Annotated in this window: 19 protein-coding genes; 17 read left to right on the forward strand and 2 right to left on the reverse strand. The window is 46.3% G+C overall.

Going from position 1 to position 23,518, the window contains the following annotated elements; translation table 11 throughout:
- The first annotated feature begins 172 nt into the window (after positions 1-172).
- From GZK95_RS13790 to GZK95_RS13815, 6 genes are all read left to right on the forward strand, one after another.
- On the forward strand, positions 173-1,963 hold the full coding sequence (locus tag GZK95_RS13790) for a protein-disulfide reductase DsbD (RefSeq protein WP_075716099.1): 1,791 nt from the start codon (positions 173-175) through the stop codon (positions 1,961-1,963).
- Between the two features lie 159 nt (positions 1,964-2,122).
- Complete coding sequence (locus tag GZK95_RS13795) at positions 2,123-2,758, forward strand: response regulator transcription factor (RefSeq protein ID WP_075716493.1); 636 nt, start codon at positions 2,123-2,125, stop codon at positions 2,756-2,758.
- Between the two features lie 145 nt (positions 2,759-2,903).
- Complete coding sequence (locus tag GZK95_RS13800; RefSeq protein ID WP_075708797.1) at positions 2,904-3,530, forward strand: MarC family protein; 627 nt, start codon at positions 2,904-2,906, stop codon at positions 3,528-3,530.
- Between the two features lie 217 nt (positions 3,531-3,747).
- Positions 3,748-4,011: a DUF4212 domain-containing protein gene (locus tag GZK95_RS13805; RefSeq protein ID WP_075708796.1), complete on the forward strand. Its 264-nt coding sequence runs from the start codon at positions 3,748-3,750 to the stop codon at positions 4,009-4,011.
- A 12-nt stretch (positions 4,012-4,023) separates the two neighbouring features.
- A complete protein-coding gene (locus GZK95_RS13810; protein ID WP_075716492.1) occupies positions 4,024-5,751 on the forward strand; it encodes a sodium:solute symporter family protein in 1,728 nt (575 codons plus the stop codon).
- Positions 5,752-5,901: 150 nt separating this feature from the next.
- Entirely contained in the window at positions 5,902-6,387 is a 486-nt protein-coding gene (locus tag GZK95_RS13815) for a hypothetical protein (RefSeq protein WP_075716491.1), read from the forward strand.
- Positions 6,388-6,407: 20 nt separating this feature from the next.
- Here the strand turns inward: GZK95_RS13815 and GZK95_RS13820 are convergent, their stop codons facing one another.
- Together GZK95_RS13820 and GZK95_RS13825 are read right to left on the reverse strand one after the other, a co-directional pair.
- Entirely contained in the window at positions 6,408-9,839 is a 3,432-nt protein-coding gene (locus tag GZK95_RS13820) for a hybrid sensor histidine kinase/response regulator (protein WP_075716490.1), read from the reverse strand.
- A gap of 76 nt (positions 9,840-9,915) precedes the next feature.
- Positions 9,916-11,103, reverse strand: coding sequence for a 3-phenylpropionate MFS transporter (locus tag GZK95_RS13825; RefSeq protein ID WP_075716489.1), 1,188 nt, complete (start codon positions 11,101-11,103; stop codon positions 9,916-9,918).
- A 230-nt stretch (positions 11,104-11,333) separates the two neighbouring features.
- Here GZK95_RS13825 and GZK95_RS13830 point away from each other — a divergent pair, with 230 nt between their 5' ends.
- The 11 genes from GZK95_RS13830 to GZK95_RS13880 all read left to right on the forward strand — a co-directional run bounded on the left by GZK95_RS13830 (position 11,334) and on the right by GZK95_RS13880 (position 23,505).
- Positions 11,334-13,160: a DUF294 nucleotidyltransferase-like domain-containing protein gene (locus GZK95_RS13830; RefSeq protein WP_075716488.1), complete on the forward strand. Its 1,827-nt coding sequence runs from the start codon at positions 11,334-11,336 to the stop codon at positions 13,158-13,160.
- Positions 13,161-13,172: 12 nt separating this feature from the next.
- Positions 13,173-13,805, forward strand: coding sequence for a 3'-5' exonuclease (locus GZK95_RS13835; protein ID WP_075716487.1), 633 nt, complete (start codon positions 13,173-13,175; stop codon positions 13,803-13,805).
- Between the two features lie 226 nt (positions 13,806-14,031).
- Positions 14,032-15,984, forward strand: a complete 1,953-nt coding sequence (acs, locus tag GZK95_RS13840) for an acetate--CoA ligase (protein ID WP_075708789.1) — start codon at positions 14,032-14,034, stop codon at positions 15,982-15,984.
- Between the two features lie 293 nt (positions 15,985-16,277).
- Positions 16,278-16,727 carry a type II 3-dehydroquinate dehydratase gene (gene aroQ, locus GZK95_RS13845; protein WP_075716486.1) on the forward strand — a complete coding sequence of 150 codons (450 nt, stop codon included), beginning with the start codon at positions 16,278-16,280 and terminating at the stop codon, positions 16,725-16,727.
- Positions 16,728-16,786: 59 nt separating this feature from the next.
- Positions 16,787-17,248, forward strand: a complete 462-nt coding sequence (gene accB / locus GZK95_RS13850) for an acetyl-CoA carboxylase biotin carboxyl carrier protein (protein ID WP_075708787.1) — start codon at positions 16,787-16,789, stop codon at positions 17,246-17,248.
- 14 nt (positions 17,249-17,262) lie between these two features.
- Positions 17,263-18,606: an acetyl-CoA carboxylase biotin carboxylase subunit gene (gene accC / locus GZK95_RS13855; RefSeq protein ID WP_075716485.1), complete on the forward strand. Its 1,344-nt coding sequence runs from the start codon at positions 17,263-17,265 to the stop codon at positions 18,604-18,606.
- A 108-nt stretch (positions 18,607-18,714) separates the two neighbouring features.
- Positions 18,715-19,602 (forward strand): 50S ribosomal protein L11 methyltransferase, encoded by an 888-nt coding sequence (gene prmA, locus GZK95_RS13860; protein WP_075716484.1) that lies wholly within the window; start codon positions 18,715-18,717, stop codon positions 19,600-19,602.
- 139 nt (positions 19,603-19,741) lie between these two features.
- A complete protein-coding gene (gene dusB / locus GZK95_RS13865; RefSeq protein ID WP_075708821.1) occupies positions 19,742-20,710 on the forward strand; it encodes a tRNA dihydrouridine synthase DusB in 969 nt (322 codons plus the stop codon).
- A gap of 23 nt (positions 20,711-20,733) precedes the next feature.
- Positions 20,734-21,030 (forward strand): DNA-binding transcriptional regulator Fis, encoded by a 297-nt coding sequence (fis, locus tag GZK95_RS13870; protein WP_000462885.1) that lies wholly within the window; start codon positions 20,734-20,736, stop codon positions 21,028-21,030.
- Positions 21,031-21,339: 309 nt separating this feature from the next.
- Positions 21,340-22,356, forward strand: a complete 1,017-nt coding sequence (adhP, locus tag GZK95_RS13875; protein WP_075708820.1) for an alcohol dehydrogenase AdhP — start codon at positions 21,340-21,342, stop codon at positions 22,354-22,356.
- A gap of 174 nt (positions 22,357-22,530) precedes the next feature.
- A complete protein-coding gene (locus tag GZK95_RS13880) occupies positions 22,531-23,505 on the forward strand; it encodes a GGDEF domain-containing protein (protein WP_075713322.1) in 975 nt (324 codons plus the stop codon).
- Positions 23,506-23,518: the final 13 nt, after the last annotated feature.

Genomic DNA, 23,518 nt, shown 5'->3' on the forward strand with positions numbered 1-23,518 from the left:
GCCATTTTTTATACCTGCTTGTTTTGATTTCGCCACGATATGGCACAAACTGCCTTTGAGACTGAAACTATTTACTTGTTTTCTCTGTCATATAAAGTCTATCGAAGGTTGGATTGGATAAAACTTCAACCTGTACGTAAAATACTCGCAAGTTAAATTAAGTGATATTTGTATGCGCTCAGCTTTTACCCTTCTGTTTTTATGCTTAAGTATCGTTGCAACACCCGCAATGGCACTATTTGGCAAAGAGACAAGTTCGCCCAGCTTTACCAACAATAACAACCGGTTTGTCCCCGTTGATGAGGCCTTTCCATTTAACCACTTTCAACAAGGAAACCGTGTTTTCCTTGATTGGCAGGTAAAAGCCGACTATTACCTCTACCAAGAGCGCATCTCTATCAGTGCAGAGAAAGTGACGCTTGGGCCACTCACTATGCGTGACGGCAAGCCATACCACGACGAATTCTTTGGTGATGTGCATATTTACACCAATCCGTTGTTTGTTGAAGTTCCGCTGGAGCAATACCAGTCAGGCGCCCGCTTAATCGTTCAATACCAGGGCTGTGCAAAAGCTGGTTTTTGTTATCCTCCCGAAACTCGAGTTATCGATATCGAGCCATTTTCAGCGGCTTCTGCTTCAAATCAACCGCCAACAAGCGCAACTTCGGACTCTAACTCTTCCGTCGATAAGCCGAGCACTACGCCACAATCACAAGAGAACAGCTTGGCAAGCAAGTTAGCTGACAACTGGTGGACTCCTTTACTGTTTTTGGCACTTGGAGTGGGCTTAGCATTCACGCCATGTGTGCTACCAATGTACCCAATCTTAACCAGTATCGTCTTAGGTGGCGGTAAGCTCTCTCACCGTCGAGCGCTTGGGTTATCCTTCATTTACGTACAAGGTATGGCACTCACTTATACCCTTCTAGGGCTCGTCGTTGCCTCGGCTGGAATGCAGTTCCAAGCGGCAATGCAGCATCCTTACGTATTGATCGGTCTCAGTGTGTTGTTTGTCGCTCTCGCTCTATCCATGTTTGGCGTGTACACCTTGCAACTACCCTCAAGCGTACAGACATGGCTAAATGGATTAAGTAACAAACAACAAGGTGGCAATAATGCCGGAGTGTTCGCCATGGGTGCGATTTCTGGCTTAGTGTGCTCACCTTGCACCACAGCACCACTCTCTGGTGCACTATTGTATGTGGCGCAAAGCGGTGATCTTGTTACCGGTGCAGTCGCACTTTATGCCTTGGCTGTGGGTATGGGAATCCCACTGATGCTAGCCGCAGTATTTGGTAACAAACTCCTGCCTAAAGCAGGCGGATGGATGGACAGAGTCAAAGTTCTATTTGGCTTTGTTTTACTTGCAGCACCTATTTTCTTGCTCGAACGCATTTTACCGGAATTATGGGCAACGGCGCTTTGGTCAACCCTTGGCATTGTGGCCTTTGGTTGGCTCTACCACATAAAGAACAGTCTTACCTTTGGCGGATGGAAGCAAAGCACTGTTGGTATCATTGCGGTATTGGGTTTGTTTGCCTCCGCTCAACCGCTGTTGAACTACTGGTTCAATCCTCAACAACACGAGTCGCAACAAACCATTGAGTTTATTCAAATCTCCACGGTTAATGATCTTGAGCAGCAACTTGCCGCGGCTAAGTTAGCAGGAAAACCAGTGATGCTTGACTACTACGCAGACTGGTGTGTCGCCTGTAAAGAGTTTGAAAAATATACCTTCCACACGCCACAGGTTGAAGCCAAGCTGCAAAACTTCATTTTGCTGCAAGCAGACGTGACCAAAAATGAGGCTCAAGATATTGCGCTACTTCAGCATCTTAATGTCTTAGGTCTACCTACCATTGAGTTCTGGGATAGCACTGGCGCACATGTGGCGAATGCGCGAGTGACTGGGTTTATGGATGCACCAAGCTTTATTCAGCATCTTGATAATCACCAACTCTAAGTGAGATCTCAATAAACTTTAACGCCTCAGTTTGTCTGAGGCATTTTTATTTATAAGACAAAAGTCGATTTAGTTCAGACTTTTAGCGCACAAACATTGTTCAATTGCTTAAACAGAATAATAATTCTATTAACCAAATAACAATAAGTGATTAACGTCATGGACTCGACTTACACGATTATTATTGCTGACGACCACCCACTCTTTCGCAATGCGCTCTTTCAGGCCATTCACATGGCGATAAGCGGCGCAAACCTGCTGGAAGCAGATTCATTGGAAGCACTGTTGGCACTGTTGAGCAAAGAGTTAGAGCCAGACTTGTTATTGCTCGATCTGAAAATGCCCGGCGCCAATGGGATGTCTGGGTTAATGCAATTGCGGGCAGAATACCCAGACTTGCCGATTGTGGTCGTTTCAGCCAGTGAAGAGCCGGCGGTAGTCACTCAAGTGAAAAGCCATGGCGCGTTTGGTTTTATTCCTAAATCAAGTGATATGCGAGAGTTGATTTCAGCGCTCAATCAAGTACTGAATGGCGAACCTTTCTTCCCTGCAGGTTCAATTACCAACAATGCGGCCTGCACAGACTTGGCTGAGAAAATAGCCACTCTGACTCCCCAGCAATATAAAGTACTCGGAATGCTATCTGATGGGTTGCTCAACAAGCAAATTGCTTATGAGTTAAATGTATCTGAAGCAACAATCAAAGCCCACATGACGGCGATTTTCCGCAAACTAGGGGTAAAAAATCGAACTCAAGCAGTAATTTTACTCCAACAACTAGAATCAGAAGGTTAATTAACTCTGGGCTAACTTTCGCTCGCACTTTTTTTGCTAAACTTCACGAGTTGGTGTCACCGCGACACCTATCCCTCTGTTTGTTTTTAGATAGCAGTGCCTAGCTCCTCCTATCTATCTCACTGTGTAACTCTGGGAGATCACCTTGCTTAGCATTATTCTTACTCAATTTGTCGTATTGTGGGCGGTAATTGATCCCGTCGGCACCGTGCCCGTTTACCTTTCTCAAACCCAGCACCTTTCACTGAAGCAACGACGTGTGGTTGCCTTAAAAGCCGTCGCAATCGCAACAGGTTTACTGCTCTTTTTCCTCGTCGCAGGTCAACTGTTATTGGAAGCGATGCAGATTCCTCTACCCGCTTTTCAAGCGGCGGGCGGCTTGGTATTACTATTATTCGCCTTAACGATGATTTTTGGCGAGAGTAAACCCGAGCAAGAAAAAAAGCTCACCCAAGAACTTAGCCGCTCTGAGTTGGCCGATCTTGCCGTCTACCCCCTCGCGATGCCCTCAATCGCTTCTCCTGGAGCGATGATGGCAATTGTGATGCTAACGGATAATCATCGCTACTCGATTGTCGATCAGGCGATTACGGCCAGCGTCATGCTGTCAGTGTTGTTGATCACTTTGCTGTTTTTGCTGCTCGCCAGCCATATCCACAAAATCATTGGTAACGTCGGTGCGGCGATTATTAGCCGTGTAATGGGGTTAATTTTGGCGGCAGTCGCTCTGAATAATCTACTGATGGGCATTCGTGACTTCTATTTTGTGTGATCAATCCGGTATTCCCACCACCATCACATTAGACCTTTGGCTTAGTTAACACAAAATTAACATCAACAATTCAAAACCACTTACAACAAGACACTGTTTTAAAGTAACTTTTTCAAAAACCATTGCCGACTAAAGTTGAAAAGAGATCCTGTCACGACACTGCTATTGTAAATCGTGAAACATTTTCTTAACAACAAACATGCGTAAGGAGACGGCAATGGCGTTTGAAAGTCAGGAACGAGCCAAAGCCTACTGGGAAAAGAACGTAAGACTGATGATCGGCTTGATGGTCGTTTGGTTTGTCGTATCTTTTGGCTGTGGCATCTTATTTGTTGATGTGCTTAACCAATTTCAAATTGGTGGCTACAAACTTGGCTTCTGGTTTGCTCAACAAGGCTCCATCTATACCTTCCTCGGAATCATTTTCTACTATGCGTGGAAGATGCGTCAGATCGACCGCGAATTTAATGTAGATGAGTAAGGAGTAGCTCAGATGGATTTGAAAACTATCACTTACCTAGTTGTAGGGGCGACCTTTATCCTCTACATCGGTATTGCAATTTGGGCTCGTGCTGGCTCAACCAAAGAGTTCTACGTAGCCGGTGGTGGCGTAAACCCAATTGCAAATGGTATGGCGACTGCCGCAGACTGGATGTCTGCCGCCTCATTTATCTCAATGGCTGGTTTGATTGCCTTTATGGGTTACGGTGGCTCGGTCTTCCTAATGGGTTGGACCGGTGGTTACGTACTGCTTGCTCTATTACTCGCCCCTTACCTACGTAAGTTCGGTAAGTTCACAGTACCAGAGTTTGTCGGCGAACGTTTCTACTCGAATGCAGCACGCATTGTAGCCGTTGTCTGTTTGATCATCGCATCGGTCACATACGTAATCGGTCAGATGAAAGGGGTTGGCGTGGCATTTGGTCGCTTCCTCGAAGTTGACTACTCAACAGGTCTATTGATCGGTATGTGTATTGTCTTTATGTACGCAGTTATGGGCGGCATGAAAGGCATTACTTACACGCAGATTGCTCAATATTGCGTACTCATTCTTGCCTACACTATTCCCGCAATCTTTATCTCTCTGCAACTGACTGGACACCCTCTACCACAAATTGGGCTTGGCAGTACAATCGCTGGCACCGATGTCTATCTACTCGATAGGCTCGACCAAGTCGTGACAGAGCTCGGCTTTAGTGAATACACCACTCAAGTTCGGGGCGACACTCTCAACATGTTTGTGTACACCATGTCACTAATGATTGGTACCGCAGGCTTACCGCACGTAATTATTCGTTTCTTCACGGTACCTAAGGTGCGTGATGCTCGAACTTCTGCAGGTTGGGCGCTAGTCTTCATTGCGATTCTTTACACAACAGCTCCAGCTGTATCAGCAATGGCACGTCTGAATCTGATGGATACGGTGAACCCTGCACCAGGACAACACCTTGCTTACGATGAGCGTCCTGACTGGTTTAAGAACTGGGAAAAGACCGGACTACTTGGCTTTGACGACAAAAATGGCGACGGTCTGATTGAATACACATCAAACCCTGCAACGAATGAGCTAAAAGTTGACCGTGATATCATGGTTCTTGCTAACCCTGAGATTGCAAAACTACCAAATTGGGTGATTGCACTTGTTGCCGCTGGTGGCTTGGCTGCCGCACTATCAACCGCAGCGGGTCTATTGTTGGCTATCTCTTCGGCGATATCCCATGACTTAATCAAAGGCGTCATCAACCCCAATATTTCGGAGAAGAAAGAGCTACTCGCCAGCCGGATATCCATGGCAGTGGCAATCGGGGTTGCTGGCTACTTAGGCCTCAATCCACCGGGCTTTGCCGCCGGTACCGTAGCTCTGGCATTTGGTCTCGCCGCCTCGTCCATTTTCCCAGCACTGATGATGGGGATCTTTAGTAAGAGCATCAACAAAGAAGGTGCGATTGCCGGCATGATCGCAGGTATCAGTATTACGCTATTCTACGTATTCCAACACAAAGGCATCCTGTTCGTTGCTGATTGGAAATACCTAGAAAGCTGGGGCAGTAACTGGTTCCTAGGTATTGAACCAAATGCGTTTGGCGCTATCGGTGCACTATTCAACTTCATCGTGGCATTTGCGGTATCGAAAGTCACTGCAGAAACACCACAAGAAGTAAAAGATTTGGTTGAACACGTACGTGTACCTGCGGGTGCAGGCGATGCGGTAGACCATTAAAATCTAACCCAAAGCACAAAAGCCCCTGCGGGGGCTTTTTTATTCCTCTTAGTCTGTTTAAATAAAGTTCTATACCCAATAACTTATCTCAGTAAGCTTATGAGTTATTAGGTATAAAATTTTAGCCCGTCGTAGTAGCAAGGAAGCCCTATGTTTAAGAATAAACACATCATTATCGCCCTGTTGGTCGCTCCAATTCTCTCTATCATTGCCTATTTCGGTACAGACCTTGCCCTGAGTGAAAAGCCACATGCAGCCAAAGAGGGGCAAAGTTATAAGCTACTGAGCAAATCAAACTGTCGCTACACCAGTGGAATTTGCGATATGGAAAATGGTGAGTTTAAAATCAAATTCCGCTCTGAAAACCTGACCGAGAACGAACTCGAATTGTCATTAACCTCAGCGTACCCCCTTGAAGGGATCAAGCTTTCTTTAGTTGATAGCCCTGATCAGCAAGCAAAGCCTATCGACATGCAACCAAGCAGCAGTGATGGAAAAAGTTGGTATATCAAGCTTTCAGCACCAAACTCTGAGCAAAGTTGGTTGCGCGTTGCTGCCCAAGCCGATGGCGTGTTGTACTACGGAGACACACAAACAGCGTTTGTGAAATACGAAACGCTGCTTAGTGAGCAATAATCTGAATTCTGTCATTCAAACTAGGCGATACGATTAAGTATCGCTCTTAGTTTCAAAGGCTTAACGGGCTTAGGAATAAAGCTAAAGTTATTGGATTCTATTCCATCGAGCATGTCTGGTGTGCGGTCGGCACTGATGATCACACCAATAAAACTATCGCCAAGACGTAGGCGACATTGCTGAAGAACTTCTAATCCCGTTCGTCCATTCTCGAGACGATAATCTGACAGAATGACATCGGGTAGCCAGTTTTCCTCTATCGCCTTCATACTCTCGACGATATCTGTTGCACAACGAACTTCACAACCCCAACGAGCCAGCAGTTTTTCCATTCCAATTAAGATATCCGTTTCGTTATCGACACATAGCACTTTGATATGACTTAAGTCAGAAGCTTGTTGCACTGGTGAGGCGACCGCTTGAGGTGCGACAAACGCTGCCCGTTTTAGGCTGATCGAAAAGACACTTCCTTTACCAGGCCATGAGCGCATAGAAATTTTGTGCGCTAACACATTAGCGATCCCTTTTGAAATCGCCAGTCCCAACCCAAGTCCTTGATCAGAACGAACCTGATTACCGCGATTAAACTCTTCAAAAATTTCTTGTTGCTTATCTTCGCTGATCCCTTCACCGTTATCCCATACTTCGATACGCACATCCTCGCCAAAGCGACGTACACCCAGTATTACTTTGCCTTTAGGGCTATAACGGAAAGCGTTTGTTAAGAAGTTCTGCACCACGCGTCGCAACAGCTTAGGATCCGATTCAACCAGCAACTGACTCGGCACCATACTAAACTCGATGTTCTGCTGTTTTGCCAACGCACTAAACTCGGCATCGAGATTGGCTAAAACATCGTTAATTGCAAAACCATGCACGTTAACATCGAGCTTGCCGGACTCTAATCGCGAAATATCCAACAAATCACCAATCAGATCTTCCGCCGCCCCTAAAGCACTCTCAATATGATTGGCTAACTGCTTAGTTTCACTCTCTTTCGCCACTTCTGACAAAGAAGAAGCAAATAGACGCGCAGCATTCAAAGGCTGCATCAAATCATGACTCACCGCAGCTAAAAAGCGAGATTTAGAACGTGATTCTTGCTCTGAGCGTTGTGTCGCTGTCACCAACTGCTTATTGAGACTCTCCAACTCTTGAGTCCGCTCTCTAACTCGCTCTTCCAGTGTTTCATTAGCTTCTTTGAGCGCTTGCTCTGCATCACGAAAGACGGTGATATCAGTAAAGCTCATCACAAACCCGCCACCGGGCATCGGGTTGCCTTGAACTTCAATCACTCGCCCATCAGGGCGCACTCGTGACGAAGTATGGCGCGTACCTTGCTCAAGATGGTAGATTCGCCGGCGCACGTGCCCTTCCGCATCACCGGGGCCGCACAACCCTTGCTGCGCATTGTGACGAATGACATCCGCAATTGGACGTCCAACTTGGATCAATCCTGCGGGAAACTCAAATAACTCCAAGTAACGTTGATTCCATGCCACCAGCCTGAGTTGCTTGTCGACGACCGCAATCCCTTGACCAATATGCTCAATGGCACCTTGCAGTAATCCACGACTAAAATCATACAGTTCAGAGGCTTCATCAACGATTGTCGCCACCTCTTCAAGCTGCATGTTTCTGCCTTGTAGTGCAGAAGTAAGTACTAACTTAGCGGAAGAGGCACCAAATACTCCAGCAAGGACACGTTCTGTATGGCGAATCAAACTGGATGGAGCCTGCTGATTGGGCATCAACGTTTGCCGTTGTTGTCCCCAATATTGCTTAAAAGCGCTACGCACACGGTGTCGACCAACAAAGCGTGAAGCCAACATCTCAAGCTCCGCCACGGTAACTCGGCTTTGATAGATGCTCATGTTTTCGCTTTCAGGCAATGGCGTACCTATAAAAGATGCCGATTGTAGACGCTCACTCAAACTTGCTCTTGTCACGAGCGAGATCAACACGTAACACACATTGTTCACGGTTAAGCTCAGTACAATACCCCAGTCAGAAGTTTGTAGCCCTACATCTCGCAATAGGCTTGGTGGTTCGATCAGCCACAATAGAATGTTGTTTTGACTCGAGCCTGCCAACAGGTCCGTGGCATTCATCAAGGTGATCAGCCATAACGTAAAGCCAAAGAACAGCCCAACATACACCCCTTTTCGATTACCCTGTCGCCAATACATCCCGCCAATTAGGGCTGGCACAAACTGGCTTATCGCCGCAAACGAAAGAAAGCCAATCGCTGATAGCGACGGAATATTGCCTAGCACTTGATAAAACCCCCATGCGCCAAGCAACAAGAGTAAAATTAGCGCGCGGCGGATCACCAGCAGCAGGCCTGAGAACTGTCTATGTCCGCGGTGGTTCAAGCGCATTCTGCGTAACAATAACGGCATCACCAAGTCATTCGAGACCATAATTGCAAGTGCAATAGTCGACACAATCACCATTCCACTCGCCGCCGATGTGCCTCCTAAAAAGGCAAGTAATGCCATATCTGTCGCACCCACAGACATCGGCAAACTAATCACATAAGTGTCTGCACTCACGCCAGCCAATAAACCTTGCCCTACCCATGCAATAGGCAGCACAAACAGACTCATTAAGATTAAATAGAGAGGAAATAACCATCTTGCCGTATGGAGATCTTGTGGTCGTTCGTTCTCAACCACCATGGTATGAAACTGACGAGGTAAACAAAGAATTGCCATCATGGTAAGCACAGTATGGATAATCAGAGTCGGCCAATTGGGCGCTTGGTAGGTCTGCGCCGCTAAATCCATCAGAACGAGGTCATCTCGATTAAGTGCTAGAAATAAAATAAAGCAGCCGACCGTCATAAACGCGACCAGCTTGACGATAGATTCAAATGCTATCGCCATCATCATTCCGCGATGGTGCTCCGTATTATCAATATGGCGAGTACCAAATAGCATTGTAAACACCGCCAGCGCCAACACGACAAACCATGATGCATCCACAGTGGAGAATAGCCCTTGCTGCTTTAATGTTGGCGCGACCACCTCCAGCCCCATGGTAATACCACGCAGTTGCAAAGCGATATAAGGCAAAATACCAACCACGGCAATCAAGGTGATCACCACCGCAAGACCTTGCGACTTACCGTAACGAGCCGCTATAAAATCCGCAATCGAGGTAATATGTTCGCGCTTGGCAACGATGATCAGTCTAGCGAGTATGCGCCAGCCGAGCGTAAACACGATAATGGGAGCGATATAGATAGGAAGGAACGACCAAGGGTTACTACTGGCTTGCCCTACGGTGCCATAAAATGTCCAAGAGGTGCAGTAAACTGCGATAGATAAGCTGTAAATCCATGGCCGCCATTTAGCCAGCCAACTGCGTTGTTTGTCTCCATACCACGCGATCCAAAATAGCAGACCGAGATACAACAATGATACGGGAATCACTAGCCATCCTTGCATGCGATATCCTTAAATTACACTCTGTTAGTTATCTGTTATTAAACTAACAGAGTGTATAAATATCAATCAGATAAGGCTAATTCTGTGCTTCAAGCTCCGCTTTATTTAGTGAATCGCTTTTGCGGGTACTTTTAGGCTCAGCGCGAATAAACAGGGCAAGCACGCCCATGGCAGCCATCGCCCAGAACACATTAGCTCCCCAATTTTCATAACCCCAACCACTTAATGCGGTCATAAGAGCGATAAATGCACCTAAAGGAATCGCATTGTACAGCGCTTGCAACGCTACCATGCGGTTCGGCGGTGACGCTTGGATATACTGGATCGCGGCAATATGGGCAACAGCGAAAGTCACACCGTGCAGCAACTGAATCGCGACTAATGCCAACAAAGCTGTCGTCGAAGCCGTTAATCCCCAACGGACAACAACACCAACTGAAGCAACAACAAACAGTGCACGTAAGCTCCAACCAACAAATAAACGCTTACTCAAGGCAAATATGATAATTTCAGCGACGACTCCCAAACTCCACAAGTAGCCAATAATCGCTTCGGAGTATCCCGCTTCTTTCCAATAGATAGTACTAAAACTGTAATAAGCGGCGTGACTCCCTTGAATCAATGCGACCAAAGCGAGGAAGCGAATGACACTGTTTTCTCGTAACAGTTCGCTCAGTTTAGGGCGCTCCATATGCTCTTGCGTATCCGTTACGGGCATTGGATTAATCGCGCGCATAGAGAACAGTAGTGCTATAAGCATGCCCGCTAATGCGGTGTACAAGATCATGTCTGTACCGTAAAGCGAGACGAGATAACCAACGATGGTGGAACCGGCAATAAATGCGATAGAACCCCATAAACGCGTGCGTCCATAGTCCAGCATTTTTAAGCGGCCATAGTAGTTCGCCATCGCATCAGAGATAGGAACGATGGGACCACAGCACAAGTTGAACAACACCGTTGCCACAGCCATAAGCCAGAAGCTCCCACCAGTAAAGAAGTGGAAACCAACAAACAATAACCCAGCAAAACTCAAAATGCGCAAAGCTGGCATTAAGTGCTCCACTTTATGGATACGCGGCGTTAAAACAAGATTAGCTACACAACGAGTGGCAAAACCAAGACCAACGAGAATACCGATATCTGATGCTGACACGCCTTGTTCTTCGAACCAAAGCGCCCAAAATGGTAGATAGACACCATAGGCAAAAAAGAAACCGATCAGATATTGAGAAATCCAGCCATAAGGCGAAGGGGTGAACATGGTGACCTCTTAAATAGATAATTCGCTGGACGTATTATCCACCGAGAGCCTTTGGATAAAAAGGGAACATTCAAATTATGTCCGTTCCCCCTTTGTGATGAACGCCAGATAACGCCTCTCCAACATCAAGTTAAACGAATATCGAAGCTTCATTTCGACCAAAGTCGTCTAGCGAAAGTAGCATGATTTGTCACACTGGTTAGTAGTTAGATTGTTTTTACAGGTGTGCCATGCCAGATAAGTTCAACATGCAATCCCCGCCATTTGACCGGCTTGATGAAGCGCAGCAGCAAACACTGAGAGCATCACTGGATGTCGCTTACTTTCGCGGACGAGATACCCTTTTACGCACCGGAACGGCCAGTAAGCACCTACATATCTTGATCAAAGGTGTCGTGGAAGAACAATCCATTGATGGTAAAGAGATCTTTGCTCATTACGCGAATGATGATTTGTTTGACGTACGCGCTCTATTTGAAGGGGAAGTTCGTCATAACTACATTGCGCTAGAAGATACCCTGTCATACCTGCTTCCCAAAGATGTTTTCCTTTCGCTATATGAACAGAATGGACAATTTGCGGCGTACTTCGATAATAACCTCGCCAAACGACAAGCATTGATTGAAGCGGCTCAGCAGCAACAAAACCTCGCTGAATTTATCCTCACTAAAGTCGATAGTGACATCTACCATCCACCTAGGATTTTGCAACACGATCAACCACTCGACCAAGTGACGCAATATCTCAAAGACAACGCTGTCGATTCAGCCTTAATTGAACTGGCAAGCGATGACCCTCGTCGTGTCAACGCACCACACGAGTTACCTTACGGCATCATCACCCGTACAAACATGCTTCATGCCGTCATGCTCGATCGCCTGCCACTTGAGACATCCGTTGGTGACATCGCGACCTTTCCTGTCATGCACGTTGATGAAGGTGAATTTCTGTTTAACGCCATGATTTCGATGACTCGTCACCGAATGAAACGCTTAATGGTGTGTGATGGTAATCAGCCGGTTGGTATGCTCGATATGACCCAAATCCTCAGTGCTTTTTCCACCCACTCTCATGTACTGACTTTAAGTATTGCACGAGCGACTAGCGTTGAAGAGTTGGCGATTGCCTCAAACAAACAGCGCCAATTGGTCGATAGTTTGCTCGGTCATGGCATCCGCACCCGTTTTATCATGGAGTTGATCTCCGCAGTCAATGAACAAATCATTGAGAAGGCGTTTGAACTTATCGTGCCACCAGCCTTGCACGACCATTGCTGCCTTATCGTTTTAGGCTCTGAAGGGCGCGGTGAGCAAATCCTCAAAACCGACCAAGACAACGCGCTGATTATCAAAGATGGTTTGGAGTGGAGCCAATGCCAAACCGTGATGAATGAGCTCACCCATACACTGCAGCAGCTCGGATATCCACTGTGTCCCGGCAATGTGATGGTTAACAATCCACAATGGGTAAAATCACAAACAGAGTGGCGCCAAACGATCAAACAGTGGTCAAAAGCCACCGATGCCGATCAAATTATGAAGTTGGCGATTATGACAGACGCCCATGCCGTGGCAGGTAATAAAGACCTTCTCAAACCAGTAAGTGAACACTTACAACGTCTAATGCTCAATAACATGCTTACCTTGCAAGTTTTCGCCAGACCTGCGCTGCAGTTTTCATTACCTTTGACCCTATTTGGCAACGTTAAGAAAGACAAGCAAGGTCTCGACCTCAAGAGCGGCGGTATCTTTCCTGTAGTGCATGGTATTCGTACCTTGGCGCTCGAATATGGTATCGAAGAGAAAAATACCTTTGAACGAATTGAAGCTCTACGGCGTAAAAACATTCTCGAACCCGATACGGCAGATAACCTTAATGAAGCACTCAAACTGTTCTTTAAACTGCGCTTGGCACAGCAGTTAACCAACCAACACAGTCATAACCGTATTGACCTCAAACAGTTAGATCGCAGCGAGAGAGATCTGCTTCGACATAGCCTACACGTGGTTAAAAAATTTAAGCAGTTTCTTGGCTATCATTATCAAATAAGAGATTAGCGGAGGAAGTCGATGAACTGGCTACAGCGACGCTACTGGCATTACAAACTCAAAGGTTCACCTTTCCAGCACTACTTCGGGGCGGTGACTCAAGGTGAATATGTCTCACTGGATTGTGAGACCACCAGTCTAGATCCAAACCGAGCAGAATTGGTGACCATTGCGGCAACGAAGATCATTGATAACCGTATTATTACCAGCAAACCGTTCGAAGTCCGTCTGCGCGCTCCTCAATCACTGGATTCTGGGTCAGTCAAGATCCACAAAATCCGCCATAAAGATCTTGAAGACGGTATAGATGAAAAGCAGGCGCTACTTAAGTTGCTCGAGTTTATCGGCAATCGCCCTTTGGTTGGCTACCATATTCGTTATGACAAGAAGATTCTCGACCTTGCCTGCAAAAAACAGTTGGGCTTTCCACTTCCCAATCCATTGATCGAAGTGAGCCAGATCTACCATGACAAGTTGGAGCAACATTTACCTAATGCTTACTTCGACTTAAGTTTAGACGCGATATGTAAGCATTTAGACCTCCCTCTTCAAGACAAACATGATGCCTTACAAGACGCAATCTCAGCGGCACTGGTCTTTGTTCGACTGACCAAAGGGGATTTGCCAAGTCTCAGTGTTCCTTATCAACGTTAAGCCTCTTTTTTCCTGCCGTAGTGCAGAAAAAACTAACCGATAGAGACCACCTGCGATGCCATTAATCCTAAAGTCTAATTGAGAAAAAAGGCGCTGTGATTGACAGTTATAGCATTGCTAGGTTCAGGCTTATTAGCTTAAAGCTTGAAATTATAAGATGTGATTTCAAACGCTAACCCAACTTTCGTGCGTTTGAATTGTCGCTCAATTCACAAGGAGAGAAGCAATGAGTGAAGTCCACGTTTATCCGGTAAAAGAAAATATCAAAGCAACAACACACGCGGATAATGACACCTACCTTGCTATGTATCAGCAGTCTGTCACCGATCCTGAAGGCTTTTGGAGCGAACACGGTAAAGTGGTCGATTGGATCAAGCCATATACCCAAGTCAAAAGCACCTCATTCGATACTGGTCATGTCGACATTCGTTGGTTCGAAGACGGCACACTCAACGTTTCAGCAAACTGTATTGATCGCCACTTAGCCGAACGTGGTGATGATGTCGCGATCATTTGGGAAGGCGATGATCCAGCGGATGACAAAACGCTCACGTTCAAACAGTTACACCATGAGGTTTGTAAGTTTTCAAACGCACTAAAAGAACAAGGTGTGCATAAGGGTGATGTGGTTTGTCTCTATATGCCAATGGTTCCAGAAGCTGCGATCGCCATGCTAGCCTGTACTCGTATTGGTGCTGTGCACACGGTAGTTTTTGGTGGCTTCTCTCCAGAGGCCTTGTCTGGACGTATTATTGACTCTGACGCAAAAATTGTCGTGACAGCTGACGAAGGTGTTCGTGGTGGGCGTGCCGTGCCGCTGAAGAAAAACGTCGATGAGGCACTGACGAACCCTGAAGTAAAAACCATTGAAAAAGTGATGGTACTAAAACGTACCGGTGGTGATATTGACTGGCACGAGCATCGTGATGTTTGGTGGCACGAAGCAACGGCGAACGTATCTGATGTTTGCCCTCCTGAAGAGATGAAAGCCGAGGATCCACTTTTCATTCTTTATACTTCTGGCTCTACAGGCAAACCCAAAGGCGTACTGCACACCACTGGTGGATATCTCGTTTATGCCACCATGACCTTTAAATACGTATTTGACTACCAAGAAGGGGAAACCTTCTGGTGTACTGCGGATGTCGGTTGGATTACGGGTCACACTTATCTTATCTATGGACCACTTGCCAATGGGGCCAAAACGATTCTGTTTGAAGGTGTCCCTAACTACCCTAGTACTGCCCGCATGAGTGAAGTGGTCGACAAGCACCAAGTTAATATCCTCTACACTGCCCCTACTGCGATTCGCGCATTGATGGCAAAAGGCAATGAAGCCGTTGCAGGGACTTCACGCACCAGCCTACGTGTGATGGGTTCAGTAGGTGAGCCTATCAACCCTGAAGCATGGGAGTGGTACTACAAGACGATTGGTAACGAAAAATCGCCGATTGTGGATACTTGGTGGCAAACCGAAACTGGCGGTATTTTGATTGCCCCACTGCCAGGTGCGACTGATCTTAAACCAGGTTCTGCAACGCGCCCGTTCTTTGGTGTACAACCAGCTTTGGTTGACAACATGGGTAACATCATAGAAGAGACAGCCGCAGAAGGTAACTTGGTAATCCTAGATTCATGGCCAGGTCAGATGCGTACCGTTTATGGTGACCATGAGCGCTTTGAGCAAACTTACTTCTCAACATTTAAAGGCATGTACTTTACCAGTGATGGCGCACGCCGCGATGCCGATGGTTACTATTGGATCACGGGTCGTGTTGATGACGTATTGAATGTCTCTGGTCACCGAATGGGGACGGCTGAGATCGAATCGGCACTCGTTGCCCATGACAAAATTGCCGAAGCCGCTATTGTGGGTATTCCTCATGATATTAAAGGCCAAGCAATCTACGCCTACGTGACACTCAATGACGGCGAGTTCCCGTCAGCTGAGCTGCACAAAGAAGTTAAAGATTGGGTGCGTAAAGAGATTGGCCCGATTGCAACTCCAGATGTTTTACATTGGACCGACTCACTACCCAAAACACGTTCAGGTAAGATCATGCGTCGAATTCTACGTAAGATTGCCACCGGTGATACGAGCAACTTAGGTGATACCTCGACCCTTGCCGACCCAAGTGTGGTCGAAAAACTCATCGCTGAAAAGGCTGAGTTGGCGTAGTTGCCCAACACTTAACGCAAAGCCGTCACATTGTGGCGGCTTTTTTTACACTTGAAACCGAATATTCTTCTTCACCACAACTCCCTCGAGACGCTTTTCTGTTATCTCGGTTACAGATTATAAAAACCAATATGGGAGATTAGACCAGTAAATTGCTGCTAATTGTTCTGAATTAGCTATAATCGTGGACGATTTTAAAAAAATCGCACGATTTGCACTGAAAAATCGTGCTGATTTATCGTATATTAGGGAACCGTCTCGTTTCACTCACGATAAAGGAAGATAGCTACATAATGTCAGCAAAATCAACAATTCTACTCCTGAATGGTCCAAACCTTAATCTTTTAGGGCTTCGCGAACCTACACATTATGGTTCACAGACCCTGGATCAAATTGTTGCAACGTTGTCGCAACAAGCGGCAGATGCCAATGTAGAACTTGAACATCTTCAATCGAATCGTGAGTATGAACTGATCGAAACGATTCATGCTGCCTACAACCGAGTGGATTTTATCATTATCAATCCAGCTGCATTTACTCACACCAGCGTTGCGCTGCGAGATGCACTACTTGGGGTAGCCGTTCCATTTATTGAAGTACATTTGTCCAATGTGCATGCTAGAGAACCATTCCGTCACCATTCTTACCTGTCAGATAAAGCACAGGGGGTGATTTGTGGGCTCGGTGCGCAAGGCTACGAATTTGCATTGTCGGCAGCAATCAAACACCTGCAGGCAAAGTAACCTAACACTCTGCAACCCGAATGGGTTGTCTTACTCACAAGATAAAAGAGAAAGCAATCATGGATATCCGTAAAATTAAAAAGCTGATTGAACTAGTAGAAGAGTCTGGCATCGCTGAGCTAGAGATCTCTGAAGGTGAAGAGTCGGTACGCATTAGTCGTCACGGCGCAGTAGCACCTGTTCAAGCAGCACCAATTCAATACGCAGCAGCACCTGCACCAGTTGCGGCTCCAGCTGCGGCACCAGTAGCAGCGGCAGAAGTTGAAGCGGCTCCGGCAGCACCTGCGGGTCACCAAGTTCTTTCTCCTATGGTTGGTACTTTCTACCGCTCACCAAGTCCAGATGCGAAATCATTCGTAGAAGTGGGCCAAAGCGTAAAAGCAGGCGACACTCTATGTATCGTTGAAGCGATGAAAATGATGAACCAAATCGAAGCGGATAAATCTGGTGTAGTCACTGCAATCCTAGTTGAAGACGGACAGCCAGTTGAGTTCGACCAGCCACTCGTTGTAATCGAATAATCGAGGCTGAAGCTATGCTAGATAAATTAGTCATCGCGAACCGAGGTGAAATTGCACTTCGTATTCTTCGCGCATGTAAAGAGCTCGGCATCAAAACTGTAGCCGTGCACTCAACCGCTGACCGCGATCTTAAGCACGTATTGCTTGCAGATGAGTCTATCTGTATTGGTCCAGCACGCGGCATTGATAGCTACCTAAATATTCCACGCATCATCTCAGCTGCTGAAGTGACTGGCGCGGTAGCGATTCACCCAGGTTACGGATTCCTATCTGAAAACGCTGACTTTGCTGAACAAGTAGAGCGCAGTGGCTTTATCTTTGTTGGCCCGAAAGCGGACACAATCCGCATGATGGGTGACAAAGTGTCTGCTATCACAGCGATGAAAAAAGCTGGCGTACCATGTGTACCAGGTTCAGATGGCCCTCTTGATAATGATGATGTAAAAAACAAAGCACACGCTAAGCGTATTGGCTACCCAGTCATCATCAAAGCATCTGGTGGCGGCGGCGGTCGTGGTATGCGTGTTGTGCGCAGCGAAGCGGATTTAACTCAAGCGATTGCAATGACGCGCGCAGAAGCGAAAGCGGCATTCAACAACGATATGGTTTACATGGAGAAATTCCTAGAAAACCCTCGTCACGTTGAAGTTCAAGTGATTGCTGATGGCCAAGGCGGTGCAATCCACCTAGGTGAACGTGACTGTTCAATGCAGCGTCGCCACCAAAAAGTGGTTGAAGAAGCGCCAGCTCCAGGCATCACGGAAGAGATGCGTAAGTACATCGGTGAACGTTGTACTCGCGCTTGTCTTGAAATCGGTTACCGCGGCGCAGGTACGTTCGAATTCCTATACGAAAACGGCGAGTTCTACTTCATTGAGATGAACACACGTATTCAGGTAGAGCACCCAGTAACTGAAATGGTAACGGGCGTAGACCTAATTAAAGAGCAACTGCGTGTTGCGGCAGGTCAGCCACTGTCATTCACTCAAGATGACATCAAGATCCGTGGCCATGCGATTGAATGTCGTATTAACGCAGAAGATCCTGAGCGCTTCCTACCTTCTCCAGGTAAAATCGAACGCTTCCATGCGCCAGGCGGCATGGGTGTTCGTTGGGAATCGCACATCTACTCAGGCTACACTGTGCCACCTCACTACGATTCAATGATCGGCAAATTGATCACTTTTGGTGAAAACCGTGACGTAGCGATTGCCCGTATGAAGAACGCACTAGGTGAGATGATCGTTGAAGGCATCAAAACCAACGTTCCACTGCAAGTAGCGATTATGAATGATGAGAACTTCCAACACGGTGGTGCAAACATTCACTACCTCGAGAAGAAGCTTGGTCTGCAATAATTCTCTTGCTTAATCGAGTTAAATGCCCACCTTACGTGGGCATTTTTGCTTCTGGCTGCTACACTCTGCGCCACTAATCTGATTCAACCACGTTAAGAGCACATACTCATGCCTTGGATTCAAATCAAACTCAACGCGACCAATGAAAACGCTGAAATGATCGGCGATATGCTAATGGAAGAGACTGGCGCACTATCAGTGACCTTTTTAGACGCACAAGACACGCCGGTATTTGAGCCTCTACCAGGTGAAACTCGCTTGTGGGGTGATACCGACATCCTAGCTCTGTATGATGCTGAGGCAGACACTCAGTTTGTGCTGAGCCAAATCAAAGCGAGCAACATGCTTGCAGAAGGTTTCGCTTACAAAGTGGAGCAACTAGAAGACAAAGACTGGGAACGCGAATGGATGGATAACTTCCACCCAATGAAGTTTGGTGAGCGTCTATGGATCTGCCCAAGCTGGCGTGAAATCCCAGAGCCGGATGCTGTGAATGTCATGCTAGATCCTGGTCTTGCTTTTGGTACGGGTACTCACCCTACAACAGCACTATGTCTTGAATGGCTAGAAGGTCTAGATCTACAAGGCAAAACAGTTATCGACTTCGGTTGTGGCTCAGGCATTCTCGCGATCGCCGCGATCAAACTCGGTGCTGAAAAAGTTATTGGTATCGACATTGATCCTCAAGCTCTACTTGCATCAAAAGACAACGCTGAGCGCAATGGCGTCGCAGAACAACTCGAAGTATTCCTTCCTCAAGATCAACCAGAAGGCCTGATCGCTGACGTGGTAGTGGCCAATATTCTTGCAGGTCCACTACGTGATTTAGCACCCATCATTAAGGGGCTAGTTAAGCCTAATGGTGTACTCGCAATGTCGGGTGTATTAGACACTCAAGCAGAAGATGTAGCGAATCATTATCGTGACGAGCTTCACATTGAGCCAATTAAAGAGCAAAGTGAGTGGTGTCGCATCTCGGGTCGCAAGCAAGGCTAGATAAGGTTTTTACGCATAATAGTTTGAAATTTATACAAATTAACAAAACAATTTGTAAATGCTCAAATATTAGTCTTTTCACGCAGTAAAAAAATGCGTAAAATGCGCGCCCTTGCTGGTACAGAACTGTGATGATGTTTTGAAAATAGGTAATTATCAACTCAAGAACAAATTAATCGTCGCCCCAATGGCGGGTGTAACGGATAGACCGTTTCGTGAGTTGTGTCTTCGTTATGGTGCGGGAATGGCTGTCAGTGAAATGATGTCGTCAAACCCAAGACTGTGGAAGACTGCGAAATCAAAGCAACGAATGGTACACGAAGGCGAATCGGGCATTCGCTCGGTACAAATCGCAGGCGCTGATCCCCAGCTGATGGCTGAAGCCGCTCAGTTTAGTGTTGAAAACGGTGCGCAAATCATCGACATCAACATGGGCTGCCCAGCCAAAAAAGTGAATAAGAAGCTAGCCGGCTCTGCCTTACTACAGTATCCAGATATCATCGAAGATATTTTGAAAACCGTGGTCAATGCAGTGGATGTTCCTGTGACATTGAAAACCCGTACTGGCTGGGATCCAGAAAATAAAAACTGTATCCATATCGCTAAATTAGCCGAAGACTGCGGCATACAGGCTTTTGCCCTTCATGGGCGAACCAAAGCATGTATGTACAAAGGTGAGGCCGAATACGACAGCATCAAGGCGGTAAAACAAGCCATCTCTATCCCGGTTATCGCTAACGGTGATATCGATAGCCCAGAGAAGGCAAAATTTGTACTGGATTATACCGGTGCAGACGCACTGATGATTGGACGCCCTGCCCAAGGTCGTCCTTGGATTTTTCAGGAAATCCAGCACTATTTGGAAAACGGCACCGTTATGCCCGAGCTTCCAACTGAGGAAGTAAAAGGCATTATGCTTGGTCATGTGAATGCTCTGCATGAATTTTATGGAGAGTACTTAGGCCCTCGCATTGCGCGTAAGCATGTGGGTTGGTACCTAAAAGAACATGAGCAAGCGAACGAGTTTCGCCGTACCTTCAACGCCATCGATATTGCTGCAGAGCAACTTGAAGCGTTAGAAGGTTATTTTGATAACGTTGCACCATAATTACGAGAAGAGCTAGACCGAATATGTTCGAACAAAATCTAACTTCAGAAGCATTAACAGTAACTACAGTAACTTCACAAGATCAAATCACGCAAAAGCCACTACGTGATTCTGTTAAAGCGTCTCTTAAAAACTATCTTGCTCAATTAAACGGTCAAGAAGTTACAGAACTATACGAATTAGTTCTAGCTGAAGTAGAACAGCCACTACTAGACACCATCATGCAGTACACTCGCGGTAACCAAACTCGCGCAGCAACTATGATGGGCATCAACCGCGGTACTCTTCGTAAGAAACTGAAAAAATACGGCATGAACTAATTCACTTTGGTTCATCATTAATTGGAAGGCCATGTTAGCAATAGCATGGCCTTTTTCTTTGCCTTCTTCCCCATTCTTATCATCCTGAGACCTTTACCTTGGTCACTTGTGGCACGTCTTTTATTTCATTTGAAGCACATATTTCTCACCGTTACGTGATTAAACGCTCGGTCATAAATATGCCTGCTTAATTCGAATTGAATAATTCTCATTTGTACTCAAAGCTTCTTGTAAATCGCACAAAGGTTTGTCAACTCGAGCAATCAGGATCGATTGTCGGTTAATTAAAACAAACGGAGAATAACAATGATGAAAGCTGCAGTAGTTAGTGAATTCAAAGGACCTCTGGTCATCAAAGACATCCCACTACCCAACGTGAAACCGCGTGATGTGCTCGTTAAAATCCACGCTTGTGGGGTATGCCATACCGATTTGCATGCCTGTCACGGAGATTGGCCTGTTAAACCCAAAATGCCATTAGTCCCTGGCCACGAAGGTGTGGGGGAAATTGTCGAAGTCGGTAGTGAGATTCACCACCTAAAGGTCGGCGACCGTGTGGGTATTCCATGGCTATACAGCGCATGTGGACACTGTGATTACTGTTTAGATGGGCAAGAGACCCTTTGCCTAGACCAACACAATGCGGGCTATTCCGTCGATGGAGGCTACGCTGAGTATTGTCTTGCCAATGGTGAATACGCAATCAAAATTCCAGACGGGCTCAGCTATGTCGATGCTGCGCCTCTCTTCTGTGCCGGAGTCACCACCTACAAAGCTCTTAAAGTCACTGGTGTAAAACCGGGTCAATGGGTCGCCGCTATAGGAGCCGGTGGTCTTGGGCATTTAGCCATTCAGTATGCAGTCGCAATGGGGATGAATGTTATCGCCGTAGATACTGGGGAAGAGAAAATGGCATTAGCCAAAGAATTAGGGGCGCAACACTGCATTGATTTTATGCAAGAGAGCCCTTCTGAACGAATTCGCCAAATTACTAACGGTGGCGTACACGGGGTGGTTTGTACCGCGGTTTCACAACCCGCCTTTAAAGAAGCCTACGCTTCCGTTCGTCGAGGCGGCGCTTGTGTGCTTGTCGGTCTGCCTCCAGAAGATATGCCAATCCCTATTTTCGATACTGTACTCAATGGGGTTAAGGTTATAGGTTCGATCGTCGGTACTCGAAAAGACTTGCAAGAGTGTCTCCAGTTTGCTGCCGAGGGCAAAGTAAAAGCAATTACTCAAGTTAAGCAGTTAGAAGACATCAATGAGATCTTCGCCGATATGGAAAAAGGTGAGATTACAGGTCGCATCGTGATGGACCTCAGCTAACTCGATCTCAAGGCAAACGGTTAATCACTGTTTGCCTTTTGATAGTAAAAAATGTCGTTTGTCGATTAAATTCTTTTAATATTAATTAGTTGTTATGTGATTAACATAAAGGGTCAGAGCACAAAAATAGGTTAAAATCCTTGTTTCCGTTTTTAAAACTCGATAAGGAAGCACATGATAGAACGCCGAGAAGAATGGCTTGAGCTCATTCTCAACTCTTTGCCTGATCATGTCTTTATATTAGATAAAAACGGATACTACGTAGATAGCTATGGTGGCAACTACTACTCTGAATGCTTTAATGCGAAAAGCTATGTGGGTCTGCAACTCGAAGAGGTCATTTCTGCCTCTAAAGCTGCTGAACTCCAAGCGCACATTGATCAAGTGATCACGACAAAGCAAACCCTTGTGGTTCGATACAGCCTCGCCAAACAAGAACACTTATTGCTTACCATGGAAGAACTGCAAAATAGTGGGCTTCCTGATGAAAGTTGGTTCGAAGCCATCATTACCTACTTAGCGCCAACGCTCGAACACCCCGAGCAAGTTATGTGGTCAGTACGCAACGTGACTCAAACTCATCTGCTGGAAAAACAACTCAAGAAGCTGTCTGAGACCGATGAGCTAACCGGAGTACTAAACCGACGAGCTTTTCTACTCGAACTTGAGCGAACTTTAGAGCAAAGCAACAGCTCAGTTTGTCTAATGATAGATATCGACCACTTTAAGCAAATCAACGATATGATTGGTCATTTATCGGGTGACGAAGTGATTAAGCATGTAGCACAAGTGTGCCAAGCCCAAATACGCAGTAGCGATTACATTGGTCGTCTTGGAGGTGAAGAGTTTGGCGTTATCTTAAGCAATACCAACGCAATCCAAGCTTTTGATGTGGCTGAGCGTATACGCTTGTCAGTCAACTCAACAGCCTGCTCGGTTGATGGACATGAAATTTATCCAACTGTCAGTATCGGTGTTGCAGAGTATGATAGCGAAGTCAGTTCAGCCAAGTCGCTGCTCATCAATGCCGATAAAGCGATGTATTACTCCAAACGAACGGGACGAGACCAAGTCACGCTTTATCATGATGGACTACCGGATCTGAAAATTTCCGCTTCAGCAAAAACTCGAATCTTAAAAGTCTCGTAGCCACCAGCAATGC

Origin of the sequence: Vibrio panuliri, from assembly GCF_009938205.1 — a bacterium.
In the GTDB taxonomy this organism is placed as follows: Bacteria; Pseudomonadota; Gammaproteobacteria; order Enterobacterales; family Vibrionaceae; genus Vibrio; species Vibrio panuliri.